Annotated in this window: 18 protein-coding genes; 7 read left to right on the top strand and 11 right to left on the bottom strand. The window is 64.2% G+C overall.

Translation table 11 applies throughout. The features are described from left to right. Positions 1 to 93: 93 nt before the first annotated feature. Together LNV07_RS05325 and LNV07_RS05320 are read right to left on the bottom strand one after the other, a co-directional pair. On the bottom strand, positions 94 to 2,811 hold the full coding sequence (locus tag LNV07_RS05325) for a M16 family metallopeptidase (RefSeq protein ID WP_263570128.1): 2,718 nt from the start codon (positions 2,809 to 2,811) through the stop codon (positions 94 to 96). A gap of 53 nt (positions 2,812 to 2,864) precedes the next feature. Beyond that, positions 2,865 to 3,818 (bottom strand): fused MFS/spermidine synthase, encoded by a 954-nt coding sequence (locus tag LNV07_RS05320; protein WP_263570127.1) that lies wholly within the window; start codon positions 3,816 to 3,818, stop codon positions 2,865 to 2,867. A gap of 117 nt (positions 3,819 to 3,935) precedes the next feature. Here LNV07_RS05320 and LNV07_RS05315 point away from each other — a divergent pair, with 117 nt between their 5' ends. From LNV07_RS05315 to LNV07_RS05300, 4 genes are read left to right on the top strand one after another with little or no spacing between them, the layout of a single operon-like run. Further along, positions 3,936 to 5,318, top strand: a complete 1,383-nt coding sequence (locus LNV07_RS05315; RefSeq protein ID WP_263570126.1) for a TolC family protein — start codon at positions 3,936 to 3,938, stop codon at positions 5,316 to 5,318. Between the two features lie 18 nt (positions 5,319 to 5,336). Further along, entirely contained in the window at positions 5,337 to 6,308 is a 972-nt protein-coding gene (locus tag LNV07_RS05310) for an HlyD family secretion protein (RefSeq protein WP_263570125.1), read from the top strand. After that, positions 6,309 to 7,463, top strand: a complete 1,155-nt coding sequence (locus LNV07_RS05305) for an ABC transporter permease (protein WP_263570124.1) — start codon at positions 6,309 to 6,311, stop codon at positions 7,461 to 7,463. It abuts the gene before it with no gap. Continuing rightward, positions 7,463 to 8,590: an ABC transporter permease gene (locus tag LNV07_RS05300; protein ID WP_263570123.1), complete on the top strand. Its 1,128-nt coding sequence runs from the start codon at positions 7,463 to 7,465 to the stop codon at positions 8,588 to 8,590. Before LNV07_RS05305 ends, LNV07_RS05300 begins: the two co-directional genes overlap by 1 nt. A 291-nt stretch (positions 8,591 to 8,881) precedes the next feature. Here LNV07_RS05300 and LNV07_RS05295 read toward each other — a convergent pair whose 3' ends face one another. The 4 genes from LNV07_RS05295 to LNV07_RS05280 all read right to left on the bottom strand — a co-directional run bounded on the left by LNV07_RS05295 (position 8,882) and on the right by LNV07_RS05280 (position 12,696). Further along, positions 8,882 to 9,994, bottom strand: a complete 1,113-nt coding sequence (locus LNV07_RS05295) for a hypothetical protein (protein ID WP_263570122.1) — start codon at positions 9,992 to 9,994, stop codon at positions 8,882 to 8,884. Positions 9,995 to 10,186: 192 nt separating this feature from the next. After that, positions 10,187 to 10,615, bottom strand: coding sequence for a CBS domain-containing protein (locus LNV07_RS05290; RefSeq protein WP_263570121.1), 429 nt, complete (start codon positions 10,613 to 10,615; stop codon positions 10,187 to 10,189). A 646-nt stretch (positions 10,616 to 11,261) separates the two neighbouring features. Further along, complete coding sequence (locus LNV07_RS05285) at positions 11,262 to 12,254, bottom strand: TerC family protein (RefSeq protein WP_263570120.1); 993 nt, start codon at positions 12,252 to 12,254, stop codon at positions 11,262 to 11,264. 31 nt (positions 12,255 to 12,285) lie between these two features. Next, on the bottom strand, positions 12,286 to 12,696 hold the full coding sequence (locus LNV07_RS05280; RefSeq protein WP_263570119.1) for a hypothetical protein: 411 nt from the start codon (positions 12,694 to 12,696) through the stop codon (positions 12,286 to 12,288). Positions 12,697 to 12,806: 110 nt separating this feature from the next. Here LNV07_RS05280 and LNV07_RS05275 point away from each other — a divergent pair, with 110 nt between their 5' ends. Next, entirely contained in the window at positions 12,807 to 13,688 is an 882-nt protein-coding gene (locus LNV07_RS05275) for a LysR family transcriptional regulator (protein WP_263570118.1), read from the top strand. Between the two features lie 21 nt (positions 13,689 to 13,709). Here LNV07_RS05275 and LNV07_RS05270 read toward each other — a convergent pair whose 3' ends face one another. The 4 genes from LNV07_RS05270 to LNV07_RS05255 all read right to left on the bottom strand — a co-directional run bounded on the left by LNV07_RS05270 (position 13,710) and on the right by LNV07_RS05255 (position 17,362). Beyond that, positions 13,710 to 14,144, bottom strand: a complete 435-nt coding sequence (locus LNV07_RS05270) for a tellurite resistance TerB family protein (RefSeq protein ID WP_263570117.1) — start codon at positions 14,142 to 14,144, stop codon at positions 13,710 to 13,712. A 305-nt stretch (positions 14,145 to 14,449) separates the two neighbouring features. Next, entirely contained in the window at positions 14,450 to 15,247 is a 798-nt protein-coding gene (locus LNV07_RS05265; RefSeq protein WP_263570116.1) for a metallophosphoesterase family protein, read from the bottom strand. Further along, entirely contained in the window at positions 15,244 to 16,242 is a 999-nt protein-coding gene (locus LNV07_RS05260; protein ID WP_263570115.1) for a diacylglycerol/lipid kinase family protein, read from the bottom strand. The genes LNV07_RS05265 and LNV07_RS05260 overlap by 4 nt, the downstream gene beginning before the upstream one ends. Positions 16,243 to 16,273: 31 nt before the next feature. After that, positions 16,274 to 17,362: a DUF3616 domain-containing protein gene (locus LNV07_RS05255; protein ID WP_263570114.1), complete on the bottom strand. Its 1,089-nt coding sequence runs from the start codon at positions 17,360 to 17,362 to the stop codon at positions 16,274 to 16,276. Positions 17,363 to 17,578: 216 nt separating this feature from the next. On the opposite strand from LNV07_RS05255, the gene LNV07_RS05250 reads away from it, so the two are divergent. Beyond that, positions 17,579 to 17,995, top strand: coding sequence for a tellurite resistance TerB family protein (locus tag LNV07_RS05250; protein ID WP_263570113.1), 417 nt, complete (start codon positions 17,579 to 17,581; stop codon positions 17,993 to 17,995). Between the two features lie 833 nt (positions 17,996 to 18,828). Here the strand turns inward: LNV07_RS05250 and LNV07_RS05245 are convergent. Next, a complete protein-coding gene (locus LNV07_RS05245; protein ID WP_263570112.1) occupies positions 18,829 to 19,383 on the bottom strand; it encodes a universal stress protein in 555 nt (184 codons plus the stop codon). A gap of 570 nt (positions 19,384 to 19,953) precedes the next feature. Between LNV07_RS05245 and LNV07_RS05240 the strand changes: the two genes are divergently transcribed. Further along, positions 19,954 to 20,301 carry a hypothetical protein gene (locus tag LNV07_RS05240; RefSeq protein ID WP_263570111.1) on the top strand — a complete coding sequence of 116 codons (348 nt, stop codon included), beginning with the start codon at positions 19,954 to 19,956 and terminating at the stop codon, positions 20,299 to 20,301. Positions 20,302 to 20,427 lie beyond the last annotated feature (126 nt).

The following is a 20,427-nucleotide window of genomic DNA, read 5'->3' as shown; positions in this document are numbered from 1 at the left end:
GAATCCGAAGCTCAAGCTACAAGCTGATGGTTCAGTGTATTGCCCTTATGGACCAGTTTTGTCGCGGAGGAATGGCAATATTGCTGTTCCCCCTTACTTGAAGTCGCCGGCAAAAATCAACGTGAAGTTCGGCAGACTGAAATAACGCCGCAGCGCAGCGTTGACCTGCTCCGGGCTGAGCTTGTCCAAGGCATCGTCGAGGGACTGTATCTTGGCCATCGTGCGCCCAAGCTCGGCGTTACTGGCCAATTGAGCGCCGAGCTGTTCGTCTTGCGCCAGGGCCAGTCTGCGATCATTCAGCAGCGCCTGCTTGGCTTGCTTGACTTCACGCGGGCTGAAGCCGTCTTTGAGTGCGCGGGCGACTTCCTCGCGCAAGGCCTTTTCCAGCTTGGCGCGATTCTCCGGCGCGAAGATGGCATAGATCCATAGCTCCGCCAGCGGGTCGCGGGCATCAAAGCGCAGTTCTGAACCCACGCCATAGGACAGGCCTTCCTGCTCGCGGACGCGCACCCAAAGACGCGAACTGCTGGAGCCGCCGAGCAAATAGTTGGCCATCGTCAAGGCGGGGCGGTCGGCATGCTCGTCCGTCATCGGCAGTTGCAGCTTGCCCAGCAGGGTTGCGTTAGGCTTGTCCGGCGTGGCCAGCAACTGCAGCGAGCCGGGCCGGCCCGCTACGCTTTGTGCGATGTATTGGCTGGGGTCGACGCTGTGCCAGTCACCCAGCAACTGAGCCGCTGCCGCCGCGACCGCGCCGGCATCGAAGTCGCCGACCATGGCCAAATTTGCCTGTTGCCCACCGTACAGCGAAGCATGCAAGGCCCGCACATCGGCCAGCGTCACCGCCTTCAGATCGGCCAGCTCCTCGTCGAAGCTGCGGGCATGGCGCGGGTCGCCCGCCGGGTAGTGATCCAAGGCAGCGGCGAGCGCGCGGCCGGCCACGCCTTGCGGGTCATCGCGCTGCGCTTGCACGGCGGCCAAGGCCTGGCTGCGCACCTCCTCCAGCACGCTTGCCTCCAAGCGTGGCCGGCGCAGCATGTCGGCGACCAAGGCCAGCGAGCGCACGGCATGCTCGCGCTTGCTGCTCCAGCTCACTGTGACTCGGTCGGCCCCGGGCGCCGCGACGGCGAGTTCCACGCGGGCGGCGTCCAGCGCGTCACGCAGGGCCTCGCGGTCCAGTTGCTCGGTGCCCTTGCTGAGCATGGCGGCGCTCAGCTGAGCCACGCTTTGCTTGCCGAACAGCGCCTGCTCGCTGCCCAGGCGCAAGGTGATGACGGCCTGGAAGGCCTGACCCCGGCTGGGCTTGGCCAGCAGGGCCAGTCGCATGCCATTGGCCAATTGGTTGGATCGGGTTTGTGCGTCGATATGCGCCGGCGTGGCATTGAAGGCCGGCACGGCCGCATCCGCCGTGGTCGCTTGAGGCTTGAATCCCTGCATTTGTGCGGCCAAGTCGAGCGCGGCCGGCGCCGGCGCACGCTGTACCTTGGCGGTCGGGATGTACTGTGCTTGCGTGCGGTTGGCCGCCAGGAAACGCTCCTCGGCCACACGCTGCAGGTCCTCCAGCGTGAGCGCCTTGACGCGGTCACGCAGCAGAAAGAACAAACGCCAGTCGCCCTGCGCGATCGTCTCCGACAGCGTTACGCCGACCTCCTCGGGGCTTGCGAAGCTGTGATCCCAGCGGTTCAGCCAGCGCGTCTGGGCGCGGCGCAATTCCTCGGCGGTGATGGGCAAGGCCGCAAAACCCTCCACCACGGCGACCAATTGACGGTTCAACTCGTCTTGCGAAGCGCCCGGCGCGGCCTCGGCGATCAGCATCGAGAACCCGGGCTCGGCCAGTGCGAGGCCGAAGTTATGTACCGAGGTGGCCAGCTTGCTTTCTTCGACCAGACGCTTGTGCAGGCGCCCGCTGGGAGCCTCGCTGAGGATCAAACTCAGCAACTCGATGGCGGCGTAATCAGGGTGCCCGCCGGGCGGCACATGATAGGCGGCGATGGCGAGCGGATTGCCGCCGACGCGGCGAACCGTCAGCATGCGCTCGCCGTCCTGGCTGGGATCCAGCGTGTATTGCCTGGGGCGCGGCTGCCTGGATTTGGGCAGCTTGCCGAAGCTCTGCTCCACCCAGCCCAAGACCTGCTCGGGTTTGAACTTGCCGGTCACGGTCAGCGTCGCGTTGTCGGGTTGGTAGTACAGGCGGTAGAAGGATTGCAGGCGCTTGATATCGACGTTCTCGACATCGGCGCGCGCGCCAATCGTGTCCTTGCCGTAGTTATGCCATTGGTACATGGCCGCCAGCACCCGCTGCGTCGTCACGCTTTCGGCATCGTTCTCGCCTTTTTCCATCTCGTTGCGCACCACCGTCATCTCGGTGTCCAGATGGCGGCGAGCGATGAAGCTGTTCACCATCGCGTCGGCCTGCCACTGCAAATACCATTTCAAATTCTCGTCATTGGCGGCAAAGGCGGCGAAGTAGTTGGTGCGGTCAAACCAGGTTGATCCGTTGGCCTGCAGGCCGCGCCGGCTGAACTCGCCCCATGGGTCGGGCGTCTTAGGGCTGCCCTTGAAGATCAGATGCTCCAGCAGATGCGCCATGCCGGTCTCACCGTAGTTCTCATGCTTGGAGCCGACCCGGTAAGTCATGTTGACGGTGGTGCTGGGTTTGGAATCATCCGGCGCCAACAGCAATTGCAGCCCATTCGGGAGCCGGTATTCGGTGATGCCCTCGACCGTCGTGACGGGTTTGAGGCCGTGGGCCTGGGCCGTTAGAATCCCGCTGGACAAGAGCAGGGCGAGGCAGAGGTCGCGTATCGAAGTCATGTCATCTCCAGGGCCATTTTTCGGGCAGATTAACAGCCCGGCAAAACAGGGGCTTAACGGTGGGCGACGCTCCACTCCGCGTCATTGCGCGGCAGGCCGGGGTCGGGCGTCATCATGGCAGCGATGGCCTCGGTCAAGGCGTCCAGTTCGCGCACGGCGCTGCCGGAACTTGCCGCACAAATGGCGCGCGAGTCCTGCATATTGCCGAGCAATTGGGTCAGCGAGGCCGTCATTGCTGCGTTCATCGCCGGCAGTTCGGCCAAGCTTGCCGGCTCAAAACCGGCGCAGCCATCGCGCAAGGCAAACGCAATCAGGTTATAGCTGTCGGGCGAGCGGCAGCACCAGACGCGCGCATCAAAGCGCGCTCGCAGCCGCTGCAAGGCGGCCGCCAGTTGTCGGCGCTTGCCCCACATATTGACCACCAAGACACCGTCGGGGCTGAGCGCTTGGTGGCAGGCGGCAAAGAACTCGCTCGTCGCCAATTCCTCGACCATGCCGACAGCGTCAAAGCCGTCCAGCAGCAAGGCATCGACTTGCAAGGGCTGGGCGTTCAGGTAGTCGATCGCATCGCAGTGGATGATGCTCAGCCGCTCGTCATCGACGGGAATCATGAATTGATCGCGCAAGGCGATCACATCGGCGTCGATCTCCAGCACGGTGATGTGGCTGTCGGGCAGCAGGCTGCGGCAAAATTTGAGCAAAGAACCCCCGCCCAGCCCGACCATCAAGATCCGCTTCGGCGCCGGCTTGACCCACAAGAACGCCATCATCGCGACCGTGTAGCCGCACAGCAACTCATTCGGCGCGTCCAGCTTCATTGCACTCTGGATCGCTCGCTGATTGAAGTACATAAAGCGCAAATTGCCCTCATCAAACACAAAGGGTCGGCCTTGGTGCTGTAGCAGCAAGTCTGCAAGTTGCGCGCTGCCGATCCGGTCCGTCGAGGGCGCCGGCCTGGCGACGCGCTGCAGCAGCCAGCGCCCTGCCTTGTTCAAAAAATGGCTCATGGGGCCAGCGTAGCAGGGCCGAAATATTTGGAAGCGCAAGACGGGCAAATTCGCGCTTGCTTCCAAAGCGCGGCTCGAATCGGCTACTCTTGCGGCTTCGCCATTGATGACTCTCGAATGAATGCCGCCTCCTTGTTGTCGCTCTGCCTGCCTTTGCTGTGGGCGAGTAGCGTTAGCGCCGCTGCACTCAGCTGGCCCGAAGCCGTGCAGTTGGTGCAGCAAAACTCCGATCAGTTGGCCGGAGCGCGCGCGGCGGTGGCGCAGCGCCAGGCCCAGGCCGAGGGTATCGCCAATGCGGGCGGCCCCATCATCAGCGTCTACGGCGCGGCCTATAGCTACAAGGCCAGCGTCGATCTGAATCTCGATCCGCTCAATCAGGGGCTGGGCAATGTGATCAGTTTGCTGCCGCCCGGTCTTGCCGGCCAGTTGCCGCCTTTGCCGCCGCTGCCCCACAACGCCACGCTTTCGCGCAGCAATGCCAATCAGGCCGCGCTGCTGAATGCCGTCTGGCCGATTTACCTGGGCGGCGCCACCGATGCGATACGCGGCATGGCCGCGGCGCAAAGCGCCGAGGCGCAGGCCGAGTTGAACCACAGCGAGGAAGAGGCGCTGTCCCTGCTGGCGCAACGTTATTTTCAGACCCAGATGGCGCGCCGCGCGGCCAGTCTGCGCGAGGCCGCCGCCGCCGGCGTGGCCGAGCATGACGCTGCGGCCGAGAAGATGCTGTTGGCCGGGGTCGCCTCCAAACTGGAGCGCCTGCAGGCGCGCGCCGCCTTGCAAGACGCTCAGCATCAGGCCCGCAAGGCGCGCAGCGATGCCGAATTGATCGCCATCGCCTTGGCCCGAACCGTCAAAATGGATGGTGCACCGACGCCGAGCACGCCGCTGGCGCTGAGCTCCCAGCCGCTGCCGCCGCTGCAAGACTTCCTCACCACCGCGCTGACCTTGCACCCGGGCCTGGCCAAGGTGGCGGCCAAACGCTCGCAGGCCGAACAATTGAAAGCCGGCTCCAAAGCACTTGAGCGGCCGCAGGTGTTTGCCTTCGGCCAGCGTTCCTTGACCCATAACGGCGACTGGCTGGCCGGGGTCGGCATACGTGTCAATCTTTGGGACTCGCTGGATCACGACGCGTTGAATCGCTCCCACCTCAATCAGCTTGCCCAGGTCGACGCGGCCGAAGCGCAGGCCCGCAGCGACATCACCCTGTTGGTCGAGCGCCAATGGCGCAGCGCCGAACAAGCGCGCTCGCAATACCTGAGCCTGGCCGCGCAGGATGAGTTAGGGCTGGAGCTCTTGCATCTGCGCCGGGTTGGCCTGAAGCAGGGTACCAGCACCGCTTTGGATTTGATCGACGCCGAGCTGAACCTGGCCAAGCTGCGCACCGAACGCGCGCAGGTTGCCTACGAGCATGTGATGGCCTTGGTCGGCCTGCTGCAGGCCAGCGGGCAGATCGAGAGCCTGGGCGATTACCTGGCCCGCGCCGATCTGCGAGTTGAATAGAAGAAGACGAGATAGCCGATGAACTTGCCTAAATTTCTAGTGCCCGCAATTGCCGTGACGGTGCTGGGCGTCGGTGTCTATGCCATGCTGCAGCACAACCCTCCCGCACCCGAACAACTGCAGGGCATGATGGAAGCGCGCGAGACCGACATCGCGCCCAAGCTGACCGGCCGCGTGATCGAACTGCTGGTGCAAGAAGGCCAGCGCATAGAAAAAGGCGGGTTGATTCTGCGTATCGACAGCCCCGAGGTGGCGGCCAAGATGACGCAGGCCAGCAATGCCGCGGCGGCGGCTGCAGCGGTCGCGCAAAAAGCCAAGAACGGCGCCCGGCCGGAAGAGATCCGGATGGCGCAAGCTAATTTTGAGCGCGCACAGGTCGGGGTCGACCTGGCGCGCAAGAGTTTCGAGCGGGTTGACGGTCTTTACAAAGAAGGCTTGGTGGCGGCCCAAAAGCGCGACGAGGCCGAGGCCAATTGGCGCTCAGCCCAAGGCCTGGCGAATGCCGCCCGTGCCCAGGCCGATATGGCCAGGGCTGGCGCGCGCAGCGAAGACCAGGCCGCCGCTAACGCTCAAGCCGCTCAGGTGGCCGGTGCCGTTCAAGAGGTGGAAGCGGCCCGTGCCGAGACCGAGCTGAAGAGCCCGGTGGCCGGCGAGGTGGCCAAGCTCTTGGCCAAGGTGGGCGAGTTGTCGCCGGCCGGCGTGCCGGTGATCACCGTGGTGGATCTGGCCGATCAATGGATGCTGCTGAACGTGCGCGAAGATCAGCTCAAGCGCTTTGCTGTCGGACAGGAGTTCGATGCCACGCTGCCGGCGCTTTCCTATCAAGCGGTGCGCTTCAAGGTTGTCGGCTCGCAGGCCTTGCCCGACTTTGCCACCTGGCGCGCCACCCGCAACAACCAGGGCTATGACCTGCGCACCTTCGAGGTCAAGGCGCAGCCGCTGAAGCCCATCGCCGGTGCGCGGCCGGGCATGAGCGTGTTGGTCAAGTAAATGGAAGTCTTGGGCAGGGAATGGGCGCGGCTGCGCGCCAGCCCTTTCGATCTGGCCATGCTGTCATGGCTGCCGCTCTTGATGGGCCTGCTTTTGATCTGGACCTTTGCCGCCGGCCTGCCGACGCGCTTGCCGATCGGCATCCTGGACGGCGACCACAGCGCGTTGTCGCGTCAGTTGAGCCGCATGCTGGACGCAGCCCCCGGCCTGCAGATCGCGGCGCAATTCAGTGACGAAGGCGAGATGCAAAGGGCGTTGCGCGCCGGCCGAGTTTATGGCGCGCTGGTAATGCCGGCCGGCTTCAGCGACGAGATCAAGCAGGGCAGAGCGGCCAAGCTGGCTCTGCTGCATAACGCCCAATTCGCGACCCACTCGGGGCTGATTCAGAAAGATGTGCGCACGGTGGTCGGCACGCTGTCGGCCGGCATCGAAATCATTGCGCGCGAGAAGCGCGGTCAAAGCGCGCTGGCCGCGCACGAGGGCTTCGAGCCGCTGCGTGCCAATCTGCAGGCGATCTACAACCCGACGCTGAACTACCAGCAGTTTCTCGCCGCCGCGCTGCTGCCGGCGCTGCTGCATATGTTGGCGATGGTGGCCGGCGCCTGGGCCGTGGGAGTCGAGTTGCGCGATGCAACGGCGCCGCAATGGCTGGCCGCCGGGCAGGGGCAGGTCTTGCCTGCGGTGCTGCTCAAGCTGCTGCCGGCCACGCTGCTGCTGAATGGGGTCAACCTGATCTTGTGGTTGCTGATGTGGCAACTGGGCTTGGTGCAGCGGGATGCGCTGGCCGTCTTGCTGGGCTTGCATGCGCTGATGCTGGCGCTGTACTGGGGCTTGGGTGCGTTTGTGGCCCTGGCCAGCAGAAGCTTGCGCACGGCGCTGTCGGCCGCAGGCTTCATTACCGCGCCGGCCTTTGCGTTCTCGGGCCTGGCCTTCCCTTTGATGGCCATGCCCGGCGGTGCCCGGCAATGGGCCGAGGCCTTGCCGCTGGCCTGGGTACTGGAGGCGCAGGTCGGCCTGCTGCAGCAGGGCCGCGCGGCGGCCGCGCTCTTGCCATTGGCGGGTTGGCTGAGCCTGGTCACAGCGCTGCTGTTGCTGGCCAGCGCCGCCCTGCTCAAACGTGCGGCGGTGACGCCGGCTTGCTGGGGCAAGCGCTGATGTGGGCCTGGTTCAAAACCATCGGTGAGACCTGGCGCAGCGCCTTGACGGACAAGGGCTGTTTGCTGATGTTCATCGTCGCCCCGATCATTTATGCCTTCTTCTACCCCTGGCCTTATCTGACGCAGGAGTTGCGGCGCGTGCCGGTGGCCATCGTCGACCAGGACCACAGCAATATCGCGCGTCAGATCGGCCGCTTCACGCAGGCCAGCCCGCGCTTGGACTTGCGCTTTGTCACCAGCAGCGAGGCGGAAGCCAAAGCGGCGCTGGCCCGGCGGGAGATTGAGGCTTATGTCTTGTTGCCCAGGGATATGAAGCGTGATGTCCTGCATGGCCAGGGGGTGGTGCTGCCGGTCTTGGCCGACGGCGCGTATTTCCTGATCAACAAGGTCGTGTTGAGTGGTTTTGGCGAGGTCATAGGCACGGTCTCGGCCGGCGCCGAGTTGCGGCAAATGCAGGCCAAGGGCGCGTCGCCGCTGGCGGCCGCAGCGAGCCGCAGCCCTTTGAACTTGAGCTTGGTGGCGCTCTACAACCCGACCCAGGGTTATGGCAGTTATGTGGTGCCCGCCGTGTCGGTGCTGATCATTCAGCAGCTGATGTTGATCGGCACTGCGATGTGGGTCGGCACCTGGTTTGAACGCCGGCCGGCGGCCGATTCGCTCGCTACCTGGGCCGCGCGGACGGCTGCCTTTGCCGGTTTTGGCTTGCTGTCCGCTGCTTGGTTCTTCGGCCCGGTTTTCCGGTTTTTCGACTATGGTCACGGCGGAAATCTGTTGGGCGCGGCCTTGCTGCTCTTGCCCTATTGCTGGGCCATCGCGGCCCTAGGCGTGGCTTTGGGGGCCTTGCTGGCCGACCGTGAACGCAGCATGCAAGCACTCTTGTGCACCTCGCTGCCGATCGCTTTTTTGAGCGGCTTTTCCTGGCCGCGCGAGGCCTTGCCGGCGCCGCTATTTGCGCTGGGTGATTTGATCCCGGCGGTGGTCGGTATTCAAACCTTTGTGCGCCTGAACCAGATGGGTGCGACGCTGGCCGAAGTCAAACCTTTTGCCGAAATATTGCTCTGGCAAGCGCTGGGTTTCAGTTTGCTGGCGGTATGGGCACTGCGGCGGCATAAGTTGAAGGTTTGATGGGGCCTCACCAACTTCCGACGCTCTTGCTGCCTGCAGGGCAACGACTGCTCCGGGCACACTGCCGCCGCCCCTACTGCGCATCCGAACGACAGGAATTGGCCTGGAGCGTCAGTATGCGAAAGTGCCCGGCAGTTGCCCCCCCCAGGTGCACCAAAACTCCCTGACCAGCGGCTACCGACGGCAAAATCCGCGACCGGGCTGTCTCGACTGAGGCTGTGTAAGAACACCTCCGCAGGGAGTTTTCAAGCACGATGATCCGCGCTGTTCGAAGCCAACAGCAGTTGGATGCTATTGCGTATCGGGCGGTTCTTTGTCCCGTTTCGGCAAACGAGCCGCAACTTGTTCTGTCGCCCACGCCAGCCCTCTCTTCGCCGCATCGGCCGCCCGCTCGGCGGCCAAGCCCGCGACTTCGGCCGCTTGCGTCTTCACATGCTCCGCACTCGGCAACCGCTCGCGCGTCGATGCCGTAACCTTGCGGGCCGCGGCGAGCGCCTGCGCGGCCGCTTCACCCGCGACTACTTTCACCTGATCGCCGCTCGGCAGGTGATCCTGGGTCCAGTTTGCCGCTTGCCGTGCAGCAACATAGGCCCGCGTTGCAGCTTCACTCGCGCCGGCCTTTACTTGTTCGCTGGGCAAGCGCTCCAGTGCCCAGCCGGTCGCATCGGTCAGCACGGTCTTCACCTGCCCGGCGGCGCCGCCGGCGAGCGTCATGGCCTGCGACCAGGCCTTGGCCATCTCGCCCGGTGGCGCGGTGGCGATCAGTTGCAGAGTGCTGGCAAGAGCCTCCTCTTCGGCATCGCTCAGCGGCCCACAGGTCTCCAGCATCGCGCGCAGGAAAACGCCCAAATCCTTGGCGATGGCCTGGTGCTTGCAATCCGGGTTCAGATGCAAGAACTCGGCAGCCTCCGCCGCCATCGATTCGATGGAGCCCTCTGTCAGCCGCGGCTCGATTGCTGCCACCGCCTGCTCAACGAAGCTGCGATTCATGCCCCAGTCGTCCACGAGATGGCGGATCAGGAAGGCGCGTTCCGCAGCCTCGATTTCGCCATCGACCGCAGCCAGCCGAAGCGAGAGTGGCGCGATCAGGTCGAAGATCGCCAAGCCCAAGGTGTCCAGCGGCGTATTGAGGTACTTGGGGATCTCGATGACCCGCTCACCCTTGGTGTTACCCAGCAGCCGGTACATCCCGTAGCAGGCGCCACCGGAGGCCAGTGCCGCCAGCGCCACCCATCCGATCGGCGTAGCCGATGCGCCCAGCATTCCCGCAACCATGCCAGTCTTGGCCACCGCCGCGCCTGCGCCGGCAGCGCCCAGCACATCCCACATCTCGCGGGTGCGGCTGATCATGCGCAGCGAGGTGTAAGCGTCCTCGCCGATGGCCAGCCGGGCTTTGAAGCGCAAAGGCTCGGCGACGACCTGTTCGACTTCGTCTAAAGATGGTGCGCAAAGCAGGGGCGGAGTGTCCATGGGTTGGTGTCGATCGCCGGTAGGGGGTGAAAGGAAACCGAGAGGTCCAGTCTAGCGACATCCCTGCGCGAGGTAATACCGGCCATGAGTGGACGTTTGGCGACGGCCGGTCCGCAGACGCTCAGCTCAAGACCGAATGTAGTTCTCAAGGTGGGAGATCGTGGCCTCATGCTCGGCAATGATGAGTTCCATCAGGTCGCGGATCGAGATCATGCCCAACACGGTGTCGCCGTCCACCACCGGCAGGTGGCGGATGCGCTTGTCTCTCATCAGGGACATGCATGCGTGTGTGCGTGTGCTCGGCGTGACGGAGATGACGTTGGTCGTCATGATCTCGGCGACCGTAGTGTCCTTGGAGCCGCGGCCTTGCAGCGCGATCTTGCGCGTGTAGTCGCGCTCACTGAATATTCCCACTAGGCGCCCGCCTTCCATGACCATGAGCGCGCCCACGTCATAGCGTGCCAACAATTCCAGCGCTGCGTACACCGAGTCTTCGCGGCGCAACTGCCACAAAGTACCATCGCGTGGTTTCAATAGTTCGGACACAGGTTTCATGGGTAGCTCCTCGGGGAATTCAAGTTTATAGACTAACCGAACTGTGGCGGCCGCGCAGGCCGCGCGGCTCGCCTCCAGTCAGCTTCTTGCACATAGCCGCAACGGCGGCATGGGGTGCGCCAAGTGCCTTTGGCCTGGTGGCCAAGCGGCGCTCTTGGTGGTAGTGCTCCTGCATGCTGCTCTCGCGCAAGTACCGCGAAGCCTTGCCTCCGAACCCGTGGTTGCGAGCTCGGGCAAGCTGGCAGTTCCTGGCGCACCGGCGGCAGATCGATGGCCTTGTCGTATTCGTCGTCTTCCTCATTGGGTGACCGGTGGATCAGTTGATCGAGTCGACAAGCAATTGCGGGCGCCGATGTACCGCTTCGGAGGCACTGCGCGCGCCGTTGTTTGCCACTCACGCCAACGTTGAGCAGCAGCCTTGCGGCGTTGTGGTTCGCTGTTCTTTGGACAGCCGTGGGTCGATAGCGGTCATCAAATCCATAGCGGCAGGTGCACATGAGCGTCTGCCCGCAGCCGCGAGATGGTTCAGGCTTGTGTTCGCCAGGCGTCAGGCCCGGCTGTAGATAGAAGTCAGCAAGCCCAGTTCGCGTTGCGGCCAGTGGCGCGTCGCTTTGAGACTCTGCCAGGCGCGGCGTGATAGGTGGCGTCATGTGGACTCGGCGATAGAGGACTGCTCGCGGGTCTTCCACAACGACACCAGCACACCACCGGCAATCAGCCCGAAGGTCACGCTCAGCGAGATCACCGCCGGTATCTTGCCGATGATGCCTACCAGGAAGATCTTGCTGCCGATGAACACCAGCACCAAAGCCAGGGCGTACTTCAGGTATTTGAAGCGGTGGATCATTGCGGCCAGCGCGAAGTACAGCGCGCGCAGGCCGAGGATCGCGAAGATATTGCTGGTGTAGACGATGAAGGGGTCGGTGGTGATGGCGAAGATCGCCGGCACCGAATCGACCGCGAACACGAGATCGACGAACTCGACCAGCACCAGAGCCAGGAACAAGGGCGTCGCAAAACGCTCCACTTTGCCCGTCTTCGGGTCGGTCTCGCGCACCCAGAAGGCATTGCCGCGCAGGCCCTCGGTCACGCGTATATGCCGTTTCAGGAACTTCAGCAGCGGGTTGTTCGCGATGTCGGGCATGTGGTGGGCAATGATCCACATCTTGATGCCGGTGAAGATCAGGAAGGCACCGAACAGGTAGAGCACCCAGCTGAACTGGCTCACCAGCGTCGCACCCAAGCCGATCATGATCGCGCGCAGCACGATCACACCCAAGATGCCCCAGAACAGCACCCGGTGCTGATACTGGCGCGGGATGGCGAAGAAGCTGAAGATCAGTGCGATGACGAAGACGTTGTCCATCGACAGCGACTTCTCGATCATGAAGCCGGTGTAGTAGTCCATACCGCTTTGCGCGCCCAGATACCACCAGATCCAGGCCCCGAAGAGCAAGGCCACGCTGATATAGCCGGCCGAGAGCAGCAGGCTTTCTTGCACGCCGATCTCGTGGTCATCCCTGTGCAGGACGCCCAGGTCGAAGGCCAGCAGCGCGATGACGACGCCGACGAAGCTGAGCCAGATCCAGGTGGGCGTGCCCAGGAAGTCGGCCATGAGGAAGGGGAGTAGAAAGTCCATGCCTTGCTTTCAGATTTGCAGAACCGCCGAATCAGCCTGCCGCGAACGACGGGCCAACTTTCGGGCCGGCTCCGCTGCGGCGCAGCAGCGCGATGAGCAGGTGCAGCCCAGCACCCAAGAGCACGAGCAGCACGCTGCCGATGCCCCAGATCACCCAGGTCGCCACCGTCAAGCCACCCGCCAGTGCGGGTGCTGCCTGCAGCAGGCTGTCAATGAAAGGCGCAAGGCCTCCCAAAAGGGAGCTGGCCCACTGTGCCACTTCCGGCGGCACCCAGGGTGCCAGCCAGTCCGGCAGGGCCATGCTGCCGGTGCCCGAGGTAGCGTCGGTGAGCGCGCCGGCGTTCGAGACCGTCCAGACCGCCACTGCATGCAGCGCCCAGGCCGTCAGCGACCACAGCGCCAGCAGAGCGATGACGAAGAACCAGCTGAGGGCGTAGAACATGACAGGACTTTCTTTGGTGAACGAATGACCCGGAGTGTGGAGATTTATCAGCTTCGAACAAACCAGATTGAAACGCACTTAAACTTCGGTTTTCCCGCACTGGAGAGCGCATGCTGAACTATCGCCATCTTCATTACTTCTGGGTTGTCACCAAGGAAGGCGGGTTTGCTCGCGCTGCCGAACGACTGGACATGGCAGTGCAGACCATCAGCGCGCAGGTGCGCGAGCTGGAGAAGTCGCTGGGCCACCAGCTCCTCAAGCCCTCGGGCCGGGGCGTGGCCCTCACCGAGGCAGGCCAGGCCGCCTTCGCACGCGCCGAGGAGATTTTTCAGCTCGGCCAGGGCATCCCCGACGAGGTGCGCGAAGCGGCCAGCGGCAAGGTGGCCCGCCTGGCGGTCGGGCTCTCCGATGGCATCTCCAAGCTCGCCGCCTATGCCTTGCTGGAGCCGGTGCTGAGCACGCCCAATCTTCGGCTCGTCTGCCACGAGGGCGAGTTCGAGCAGTTGCTCAGCGAGCTGGCGTTGCATCACCTGGACCTGGTGCTGGCCGGCCAGGCGGCGCCGCGCAACCCGAATCTTCGTCTTAGCAGCGAGCGGCTCGTCGATTCGCCGGTCGAGTGGTACGGGCCCGCCCGGCTGGTCGGCAAGACCGAGCGCGACCGGTTTCCGCAAAGCCTGAACGACCTGCCGGTATTGCTGCCCACCGGGCACTCGGCCCTGCGCTCGGCGCTGGACCGCTGGTTCGAGACGCAGGGCCTGCGACCTCGTATCGTCGGCGAGTTCGAAGACAGTGCGCTGCTGGCGGTGTTCGGGGCCCGCGGGCTGGGCGTGTTCCCGGTCAGCCGGCTGGGCGCAGGAGACGTCGGCTTGATGCGCGGCCTGCGCTTGCTGGGCAGCAGCGATGGCGTCAAAGAAGAGATCCATGCCATCCGCTCACGCCGCGGCCAGCACCACCCCTTGGTGATGCAGCTGATGGCTGCGTCACAGCCTTGATCGCGGATTGAAGATGGCCGCTCAGGCGTCGCGGCGGCGGGCCGGCTTGACGGCGCTCGGCTCCTCGCCATCGACGAGCTTCCAATGGTGCCGGGCGGCCTCCAGCACCAAGGTTTCGCCATCGGCCAAGTGACCATCGGCCCGCGCCGCGGCCAGGGATAGACGCAGCACCTTTCTTTGCAGCGCCGGATCCGAGATCTCGGCCATCAATGACGCCAGCGCGGCGTCATCGACATGGGCCATCAGCGAGCCTGTCGCGTAGCCACCGGCCAACAGTTCCTCACACAAGGTGTGAACGATGTGCGGCAGCAGATCGGGATCGAGCCCAAGTTCGCGCTCCGCGCCCAGTTGCTTGAGGACATCGAACTCGGAACTGCACACATGACCGTCGGAGATCAGCACCAAGGCGACGATGCGCGCGGCGGCTTCTGGGCTGTTATGGGGGTAGTTGCGCACGATGGATTTTCTTTGCAGGAGCTCAGTTTGAGGTGAACGACAGAGATGCCGAACGCTGCAATGTGCACCCGAATCAACTTCGGAAGAAGCGGCTCTTTCGTGACTTGGGCTCAGGAAAATACGAAGCTGGCTTGGCGACCTAGTACAGCGTCCCGCAAGTAGAGACACAAAATGAAAGTGATGGATTCGCCCACAGGGCAAGGCGCAAACCGCAGCGATACCGGGGGTATCGAGAGGATTTGCAACGCCGCCATGCGGGTGAAGGCGCGCTTTCATGTGTCGATACTGACGGGACGCTGTACTCGTTAGGCCCTGGCCGGCCGGACCTCGGTGACCTTGGCGCGCAAGAAGGCTTGGATGTCAGCCGAGAAGTCCCATTGCTCGATCCGGCAGCACCCAGGCGCCGAGTCTGCGCCCCAGCGCAGCAGGTTCACCGAGTTGGGCACGCCCCTGCGCAGCCGAGACGAGACGGCCGTGCCCGCCTGCACGGCCCACAGAGGACGCGCCAGGCCTTGCAGCGGCATCACGTAAGGCAGGTGGATGTGCCCGCCCATGATGAGGTCGGCCCCGGCCGCTGCCCAGCGCTCGAGCGCGGCCGCATGACCGCGCAGAAGGTTGGATAGATCCTCGTCACGCGTCACGGCCACGGGCTGGTGCACGACCACCACCCGCAGCTGGGCAGCTTCGGCGCCCTCCAAAAGTTGGGCCACATGTTCTATCTGCGGCCCGGAGAGCTCGCCATGCTTGTGGCGCCAGGGCCGCGTGGTGTTGACGCACACGACCATCAGCTCGGGCGAGCGGTGCACCGGTTCGAGTTCCGCGCCGAAGGCAGCGCTGTAGCGGGCATAGGGGCGGCGCAAGCGCGCCCACAGGTCGAGCAGCGCGATGTCGTGGTTGCCTGGAACGGCCAGCACCGGCGCGCCGAGGCGGTCCACAAATGCACGTGCGGCCCGGAACTGCGCCGGGCGGGCGCGCTGAGTGATGTCGCCGGACAGCACGACCAGATCGGGCCGCTGCTGCCGGGCCAGCGCGGCCAGCGCTTCGACGACCGGCGCCTGCTCGGTGCCGAAATGCGTGTCGGAGATCTGCAGCAGGATGCTCATCCGCCTGCCTCTTCGGTGCGGGATGCGGCGTCTATGGCGGCCGCCTTGCGATGCGGCCTCAGCAGGTACAGGGGTTTGGCGAGCACGCGGAAGTCGAGTGGCGCGCGCATCATCGTCACCTCGCCGTCGAAGGCCACCTTCACCCCGCGACGACCCTGCGGCAGCGTGGGCTTGACCACCAAATGCTCGAACTCGAAGCGCTCCACGCCGGCAGCCTCACCCAGCCTGCCCATCGCGCCATGCAGCATCAAGCCCATCATCGACAGTGCTCCGATCGGCCGCAGCACCAGCGCGGCCATGCTGCCGTCGCCGGGCGTACCGGCCAGGGTATCTTCCGGCTCCGCACCGAACTGCTGCAGTTGCAGCCGGTTGTTGCCCACGAAAAGCGTCAAGGTTTGCAGGTCGCGAACCGTGCCACCAGTCTCGATATGCAGTCGCAGCCGGCGCTGTGCCCGCAGCAGCGTCGCGCAGGCCGCCACGAACGCCACCCAGCGGCTACGGCCGAAGCGGGCTTTGTAGGCTTCTCGGTCTTCCAGCAGGTCGGGATAGAGCCCCAGGCTGGCGTTGACCAGGAACACGCGCTCGTTGATGCCGGCCACCTGAACCGGCACCGGCGCTGCATGCAGCAACAGGCGGACCGCTTCGGCCGGGTCGGCGGGAATGCCGTGGGTGCGGGCAAAGTAGTTGAACGTGCCCTGCGGCACCACCCCCATGGCGCAGCCCGCCGCATGAGCGGCCTGCGCGACGGTGTTGAGCGTGCCGTCACCGCCGACGGCGACCACGGCCGTGCGGGTCGACAGGGCCCGCTGCGCCGACTCACGCGCCACGCCGGCCAATTGGCCGGGTGTGCAGAAGTGCAAGTCGCCGCACCTGCCTTCTGCCCGCAGCACCGACTCGATGACTTCGCGCTTCATGTCCGCATCGCTGCTGCCCGCAGCCGCATTGATCACGAATTGAATCGGCGCAAAAGGATCGAGTTCGGGAGCATCTGCCATGATTGATTGAGACAACTTGCGGTGAACGCCCTCAATCGTGGCGCAGCAGGTCGCCGAAGACGGCGTGCTCGCCGTCCTTGCGATCGGCACCCGGCGCGTCGTACAGGACGAGCCAGCTTGCCTTGCCTCCGGACAAGGCCGGCGGCAGATCGCAAATCGCCTCGGCGCGGTTGCTGCCGCGACCGTGCGGCAAGGGAACCGACTCGGTCAACGCCTGCTCGAAACGCACGGGCTCGCGGTTGGCGGCCAGCAGGGTGCGTGCGCCGGGCCATTTGAAGACGCGGATGTCACCGTTCAGCACCATCGTCGGGCCGGCCAGAATGTAGAGGTCATCGCCCGAGAAATGCAGGTCGCGAACGCCCAAGCCGTCGAGCTGCAGGAAATGTTTGCGGATCAGCGTGCCGCTGTCGTCCAGTGGCAGCAGTCGCAGTTGCTCACCGCGGGCTTCAACCGAGATTTCCAGCAGCGCCGACCAGCCGCGCAGCACCGGCCCGCGCAGGCCCAGCAGCAAGCGGCGGCCGTCGACGGCCAGGCCTTCGATGTCAAAGCCGTTGTCCTTGCCCGGGATCGCCATATAAGGACCGAAATGGGGGTCACCAGCCAGCGCACGAGTGAGCAGGTTCGATTGGGCATCCCCTTTCAGTCGCAGCGCCTTGCGGCCATCCTGGGCCTGTCGCACCAGGCAGGGTTCGCCCTGGGCATCGGGCTCGATCGGCAGACAGGCCAGCAAGCGCCGGTTGCCGTCGAGCGCGAGCTTGGCCAGCCGCTTGGCGTTGTCGGCATGGTCCCGGTCCGGCTTGACGTTCTTGCGCTTCAGGCCATGCGAGCCGACCACCCAGAGGTAGCCGTCGGCCACGGCCATGCCTTCCAGATCGGCCTCTTCCTCGGCCGTGCCGGGCAAGTCCAGCAGATCGGCGAGCGGGAAATCGCGCGCCTCGCCAAAGCGCAAGGCCTCGCGCCCGACGGGTTCGAGCCGGCGCAGCCGGTCCAGGCCACAGGCTTCGTCACCCGCCACCCAGAGCCAGTCGCCGGTGAAGGCGGCGCCCGACAGGTTGGATTGAACCAGGGAGCCAGCAGCGAACTCCAGACGGACGGCATTGGCGGTTCGAGTGTTGGGCATTGGATGGTGCTCCAGAGGGTGAGGTACCAAGAAGGTTTGGGCGCTGCAACTCTTGCTCGCTGCGCCCGCGAAAGGCTGAAGTGTGAGCTCAAAAGCCCGCCTCTTGTTCAGGTTTATCCGATGTTCGAATTCCTGAAAAACTGCTTTTTCGGAAGCAATGGGTGCCCGACATTGCAGCCGTGACCCAAGCCCATCAACCATCAAACAGGACTCCCTATGCGCCACTATCCCGTCAACAGCCCACAGGCCGCAGCCCGCATCGTCGCGCTGACGGTGGTCGCCGACGGCGACATCGCGGAGGCTGAGATCGAGTGTCTCGATCGTCTCGCCGTGCATGAGCAGCTCGGCCTGACAAGGCATGAATTGCTTGCGCTGCTGGACACTTTCTGCGAAGACTTGCTGTCGAGCGGTCAGTTGAACTGGGCCGATACCTGCCCGGTGGATGAGCGCACGCTGGCGGACCTGATGGGTGAGATCCAGGATCCCGCGCTGCGGCTGAAGGTGCTGCGCATCTGTGTCGAACTTGCCGAAGTCGATGCCCAGGTCGACGACGGCGAATCGAACGTACTTATCGCCGCCGTCGAACATTGGGGCTTGCACCACGAGATGTTCCGGTCATCGACCCGGAACTGATCGGCTCGCCCGGCCCTTGCGTGCTGCGGGTCGGTGGGGTGGCGGATCGGCATGCGGGGTGCAAATCCCCAACGGGAGTACATCATTGCCTTGTAGTCTCGGGACCAGCTGTACGCTATAGAAACACAAACGCGATGACTCTTCATGACCGGCAAGGGACATGCGTTCACTGCCGCTGAGCGGCTTTGGGCACTGACTTGCCACGCGGTCAGTGCCCTCGAAATGTCCCGGTCTGCGCCAGGCCTACAGTTCGAACAAGCGCCGTATAGCTGACGCTCGGTTCGCCGACCGTTTTGGTCAACGGCGGCTTAATGAAGATGATGCGGCCTCACGGTCCCGGCCAGTTCTTATCATTCAAATGGGTAGCGGCGGCGGCAGGGCGCCCCAAGCTGAACTTCACTGGCAGTTGCGTTGGGAGGAGAGAATAGATTGATGAACTAGTCGAAAAATGACTCGCAAACAGTCGCCACCTCCGGCGACTGCCGGCATTAGGTGACCGTCGCGCAGGGGCGCCGCCTGTCGCACACGATGGCGGGGCGCGCCTCTGATGTCCTTACCGCCCTCGGTCATCGTTATTGCAAGCACTTGCGCCGAAGTTGACGCCAGGGCACCGCCCTCATGGTGGCAGGCCCGAAAGCCGGGGCCGCACTCGCGGCTCAACAGGGGCTAAGCGCTATTCCTGGTGCGGGACGACGCGGATGGCCTGCGAACAGAGGGATACGGCCGACTGTTTTGCGCCCCGGACGGCATGCTCTCAGACCAGCCAAGATAGACCGCAACGCCTGGGATGCGTTTACACCTTGCGTCATGCGCTTTCAGCCCGAGCCCCCCTGCTATGGCGCCGCAGGTGCCCGCACGACGAGTACTGCGCCGTGGAAGTTATGGATGACCTGCTGCGCGACGGAGCCGAGCAACAGACCGTCGAAGGCCGAAAGCCCGCGCGCGCCGATCACGATGCCGCGAGCACCGAGCAACTCGCTCTGCTCGATAAGGCGTTGTGCGGGCTCCCCCATGAGTGCATGTAGCCGCCATGCAAAACCCCGCGAGTCGAGCAAGGCACGCGCATCCGCACTCGTGGCCAAACCACGGACCGCAAGTTCCGTCTCGGCGGCTTCGGTGCTCAGCCAATGATGCACGGTGGCGATGTCGAGCGTGTTGGCACCGCTCTCGGTCGCCAATTGCATGGCCTGGGTCAGCGCATGCATCGAATGTGCTGAGCCGTCGATGGCAACGCACCAGCAATTCGCAGGTGGAGCGACAGGCCGCACGCGGGTGGATTCAAAGGTCAGCGCGATGCGCCGGCCATGCTCGTCACGCCGCTCGCCGGTGGGCGCAGCATGAGCATCCGCATCGGACAGGGGTCCTGCGGTGCTTGATAGGGTTGACATGGCAAAGGTCCTTTTCATTGTGGAAATTGTCTTTACGGTCATTGTGTCGTCCCTCAATGCATCAAACAACTCGAATATGGTTCTGTGATTGTTCGGAAAAACGGATGCCTCGAACAAACGATCCTGGGGTTTCACTGCGAGCAACTGCGGCGGGCAATCAAGGAGTCCACAACGGAGCGCAAGATTGGCTTTGGGCGCCGCTTTGCCGTCCGGTTAGCACACAAGCGGGTGCTCATGTGCAAGTGATGCTCGCCATTTGTCATATCGTCGCGCCAAGCTCGCATGGCGCCGGATGAGACGCCAACATGCGCACGCCTGTATTGACTCAATCAACGACGCGAGGAGGAAGCCATGCAAGCATCCAAGCAGAAACTTCAGACCTGGGGCGCAGGGGCCGCCCTGTTTGAGGCGCAGGCCTATATCGTCGGCTTCGGCGCCATTGCCACCTAGCTCAAGCCGGAGAACGCCGAGGGCTGGGACGCGGCTCGCAAACTGGCCTTTGCGCTGAAGCGCCAAACCGCCTTTCAAACCGTCAATCTGCTCGTCTATGTGGCTTTCGGACTGGCATTGGTGCTGCTCACCACGGCGTTGCACGAGCGCTTTCGTACCGGCAACGAAGATCTGATGCGCGTCGCCACGCTGCACGGCAAAGATCCCGCGCTGGCCTTGACCGTTTGGCATGTGCTGACCATCATCCAAAGCAGCCTGGGCGGTGTGTGGGTGCTGTTGCTGGCCATCACCGGGCTGCGCCTGTCGCGCAAGTCCGCACTGGCCTGGCTGGGCGTGTTGGTTGGCAGTTGTGGCGTGCTGACGCTATTGCCGCCTTTGCGCGATCTCGGCGCCGTTTTCGGGATCACCCAGATCCTGTGGTTCGCCGCGGTCGGTATCAGCATGCTGAGCACAGGCAAAAGCGCCTGAACCCGCCAGCGCTCATGGAGGCTCATGCTGCCAGCGCTGGACCTGGCTCATGGCACAGACCGCTCCGAGGCTGACAAGAAGAGGATGGCCCGCCCCGACATTTCTTGACCCCCTTGGGGGCGGACG

This window comes from Roseateles oligotrophus (assembly GCF_025717515.1).
Lineage (GTDB): Bacteria > Pseudomonadota > Gammaproteobacteria > Burkholderiales > Burkholderiaceae_C > Paucibacter_A > Paucibacter_A oligotrophus.
This window is presented reverse-complemented; position numbering and strand designations above follow the sequence as displayed.